This window comes from Streptomyces sp. PA03-6a, from assembly GCF_033792765.1.
Classification (GTDB): Bacteria; Actinomycetota; Actinomycetes; order Streptomycetales; family Streptomycetaceae; genus Actinacidiphila.
In genome coordinates this window covers 1-3,560 of the sequence record NZ_JARAVK010000473.1, presented here as the reverse complement: position 1 = coordinate 3,560, position 3,560 = coordinate 1, and the positions used below count along the sequence as shown (strand labels likewise).

The 3,560-nt window shown below is 73.1% G+C and carries 4 protein-coding genes and 1 pseudogene; 3 read left to right on the top strand and 2 right to left on the bottom strand.

The features are described from left to right. Window positions 1–241, bottom strand: a pseudogene (locus tag PV350_RS45630) (hypothetical protein); the annotation flags it as partial. A gap of 108 nt (window positions 242–349) precedes the next feature. Between PV350_RS45630 and PV350_RS45625 the strand changes: the two are divergent. Then, the gene (locus PV350_RS45625; protein ID WP_499512026.1) at window positions 350–1,027 is read left to right on the top strand and encodes a response regulator transcription factor; all 678 of its coding nucleotides are present in this window, start codon (window positions 350–352) and stop codon (window positions 1,025–1,027) included. After that, window positions 1,024–2,412, top strand: coding sequence for a sensor histidine kinase (locus tag PV350_RS45620; RefSeq protein WP_499512027.1), 1,389 nt, complete (start codon window positions 1,024–1,026; stop codon window positions 2,410–2,412). Before PV350_RS45625 ends, PV350_RS45620 begins: the two co-directional genes overlap by 4 nt. Window positions 2,413–2,520: 108 nt before the next feature. Here the strand turns inward: PV350_RS45620 and PV350_RS45615 are convergent, their stop codons facing one another. Continuing rightward, window positions 2,521–2,721, bottom strand: a complete 201-nt coding sequence (locus tag PV350_RS45615) for a hypothetical protein (protein WP_500339196.1) — start codon at window positions 2,719–2,721, stop codon at window positions 2,521–2,523. Window positions 2,722–3,059: 338 nt separating this feature from the next. Here PV350_RS45615 and PV350_RS45610 point away from each other — a divergent pair. Next, on the top strand, window positions 3,060–3,560 hold a 501-nt coding region (locus PV350_RS45610; RefSeq protein ID WP_500339195.1), incomplete at its 3' end, for a cellulose binding domain-containing protein.

Genomic DNA, 3,560 nt, shown 5'->3' with positions numbered 1-3,560 from the left:
GAGCCACCCACCGCGCGGCCGGGCCGGTGGCCGTGGGCCCGGCCGCGCGGTGGGTGGCTCCGCCGTCCCGGGACTGCGTGGGGGCGGGGACCTTGTCGGAGACCGGCTCGGAGATCGGCAGGGCCCGCGGCGGGTCGTAGGCCGTGCCCGCCAGCACGTGGTGGACGCCGAACCACGACAGTGCGACGGCGGCGCTCGTGGCGAGCGTCCACGCTCCGGCGTGCGCCAGTCCTTTTCGCATCCGCCCATAGTGCCGGACGCACCCGCCGGAAGGAGCCGGGGGTTGCGCTTCACGTTCTGACGTGCTCGCGCCCACCCGGCATCCCCCTCATGGGCTAAGTTGCGGGCCATGGCAAGTGTGCTCGTGGTCGAGGACGACCAGTTCGTGCGCTCCGCCCTCATCCGGCACCTCACCGAGGCCGCGCACACCGTACGGAGCGTGGGCACGGCCCTGGAGGCGCTGCGGGAGGTCGCGCAGGTCGGCTTCGACGTGGTGATCCTGGACCTCGGCCTGCCGGACCTGGACGGGGCCGAGGCGCTGAAGATGCTGCGCGGCATCACGGACGTGCCGGTGATCATCGCGACGGCGCGGGACGACGAGTCGGAGATCGTGCGGCTGCTCAACGCGGGTGCCGACGACTACCTCATCAAGCCGTTCTCGGTCGAGCACCTGTCGGCGCGCATGGCGGCGGTGCTGCGCCGCTCGCGGTCGGCGGAGGCGGACCGCGTGCTGCGGGTGGGCGGGCTGCAGATCGACGTCCTGCGCCGCCAGGCCCTCCTGGACGGGGCGCCGCTGGACCTGACCCGCCGTGAGTTCGACCTGCTGTCCTTCCTGGCGGCCCGGCCGGGCGTGGTGGTGGCACGGCGCGAGCTGCTGTCGGAGGTGTGGCAGCAGTCGTACGGCGACGACCAGACCATCGACGTCCATCTGTCGTGGCTGCGGCGCAAGCTGGGGGAGACGGCGGCCCGGCCGCGCTACCTGCACACCCTGCGCGGGGTGGGCGTGAAGCTGGAGCCACCGCGGTGAGGTGGGCGCTGGTCAAGGTCTGCGTCGCGGTGACGGCCATGGTCGTCGTCGCCTTCGCGGTGCCGCTGGCGCTCACCGTCAAGGAGATGGCCCGGGACCGGGCGCTCGGCAACGCGGAGCGGCAGGCCGCGGCCATAGGGCCGGCGCTGGCGATCACCACCGACCGCACCCAGCTGGAGCGGGCGGTGGCCTCGACGCAGGCGGGCGCAGACGGCCGGATCGCGGTGCGGGTGCCGGCGACGGAGGGCACGGCGGGGGTGGAGATCGGCGACCCGCACGCCCCGGACGCCGACCTGGACCGGGCGTCGGAACTGGGCCGGGCCTCCACCGTCCCGGTGACCGGGGGCTACGCCCTGCTCCAGCCGACCGCGGTCGGTTCTGGCTCGGTTGCGGTGGTCGAGGTGTTCGTGCCGGACGGCGAGGTCAGCCGCGGGGTCACCGCCGCCTGGGCGGTGCTGGCGCTGGTCGGCGTGGGCCTGATCGTCGGCGCGGTGGCCGTGGCGGACCGGCTCGGCACGCGCCTGGTGCGTCCGGCCGAGCGGCTCGCGGAGGCCGCGCACGGCCTGGGGCGCGGGGACCTGACCGTACGCGTCCCGGAGGACGGCCCGGCCGAACTGCGGTCCGCCGCCGTGGCGTTCAACGCGATGGCGGACCAGGTGGTGCAACTGCTCGCCAACGAACGGGAGCTGGCCGCCGACCTGTCGCACCGGCTGCGGACCCCGCTGACCGTGCTGCGGCTCAACGCGGCCTCGCTCGGCGACGGCCCCGCCGGAGAGCAGACCCGGCACGCGGTGGCGCAGCTGGAGCGCGAGGTGGACCAGATCATCCGCACCGCACGGGCCCAGCAGGCGCAGAGCCAGCCGGTCGCGGTGGGCTGCGACGCGGCCGAGGTGATCCGGGAGCGGATGGCCTTCTGGTCGGCGCTCGCCGAGGACCAGGGCCGCGAGGTGAGCACCGCGGGCGTCGAACGCCCGGTGCGGGTACCGGTGGCGCGGGCCGAACTGGTGGCGTCGCTGGACGCCATGCTCGGCAACGTCTTCCGGCACACCCCCGAGGGCACGGCCTTCGCGGTGGACGTGCACAGCAGCCAGGAGGCGGTGATCGTGCTGGTCTCCGACGCAGGCCCGGGCATCAAGGACCCGGCGGCCGCACTGCGACGCGGCCAGGGCGCGGGCGGCGACGGTTCCACGGGCCTCGGGCTGGACATCGTACGGCGCCTCGCGGAATCCACCGGGGGCGACGTCCGGCTCGGCTCCTCGATGCTGGGCGGCGCGGAGATCCGGGTGTGGATCGCGCTGCGGCCGCTCGCCGCGGGCGGCAAGCGGAACCACCGCGTGGTGCGCCGCAGGCGGCTGAAGCGGACCGCCGCGGCCACGGGGCCCTGAACGACCGAGGCCGGATGGCTCTCGCCACCCGGCCGGTATTCGGATCGGATCCCGCGATATCCGGTCCGTTCAACCCCAATAAATGTCGCAGGCCTCGTAGTAGTAATACTATGCGTCCTCCCCGGAATAGCAGTAGTCGTCACTGACGTAGCCGCTGACGGCGCCGGCCCGCTGCTGGGAGGTCTGCGTCACCGCGGAGCCGGCCTGCGCCGAGGCCGGGGCGGCGAACGCCGTGGTCGGGATCAGGGCACCTCCCGCGGCCAGCGCGGCGGAAGCGGTGAGGACTACCAGACGTCGTGTGCGAGTCATCGGGGTTCTCCTTGCGTGAGGAATTACGGGGAGGTATGTACGGCGAACGGTCCTGTCCGGAATTTCACTGCGAATTCCCGGCCCTGCGTGAACCCATGTCTCCATTAACCCCGGCCACGTGCCCCGCGTCATGCCCCTGGATTTCGGGGCTTGACAATGGCCGCCGGCCCCGGGCGGCGGGGACCGGCCGACCGACCCGCCACGGGCAGCACCGCGCCGCCCGCAGAGGTCTGAACCTTTAACCGGCCCCGATGGCTCCCTTAAGCGCGCCATAAGAAGTCGAACGCCCGCACGGATCTGGGCATTTGTCCGAATCGGCATCGCTAGCGTGCGGCCTCATGAGGAACTCACATCGTCGTCGTCCCACCCGCAAGGTCGCCCTCCTCGGGGGCGTGACCGCGGGCGCGGTCGTCGCGGCCGGGGCCTTCGCGCTCGCGGGCTCGGCCCAGGCCGCCACCGTCGGTGCCGCGTACAGCAAGACCAGCGACTGGAGCACCGGGTACACCGGCCGGTACGAGATCACCAATTCCTCGAACGGGACACTGTCCGACTGGACGCTGACGTTCGACCTGCCCGCGGGCACGAGCATCAGCTCGCTCTGGAATGCCACTTACACGGCGTCCGGGCAGCACGTGACCGTGCGCCCCGCGAGCTGGAACAAGGACATCGCCGCGGGGAAGACGGCCGAGGTCGGCTTCGTGACGAAGTCCGCGGCGAAGGCGGGCGATCCGGTCAACTGCCGGATCAACGACGTGAAGTGCTCCGTCGACGACGGCGTGACCGCCTCCCCCAGCGGGCGCCCCACCACCACCGTGAGCCCGACGGCGACCGCCACCCCC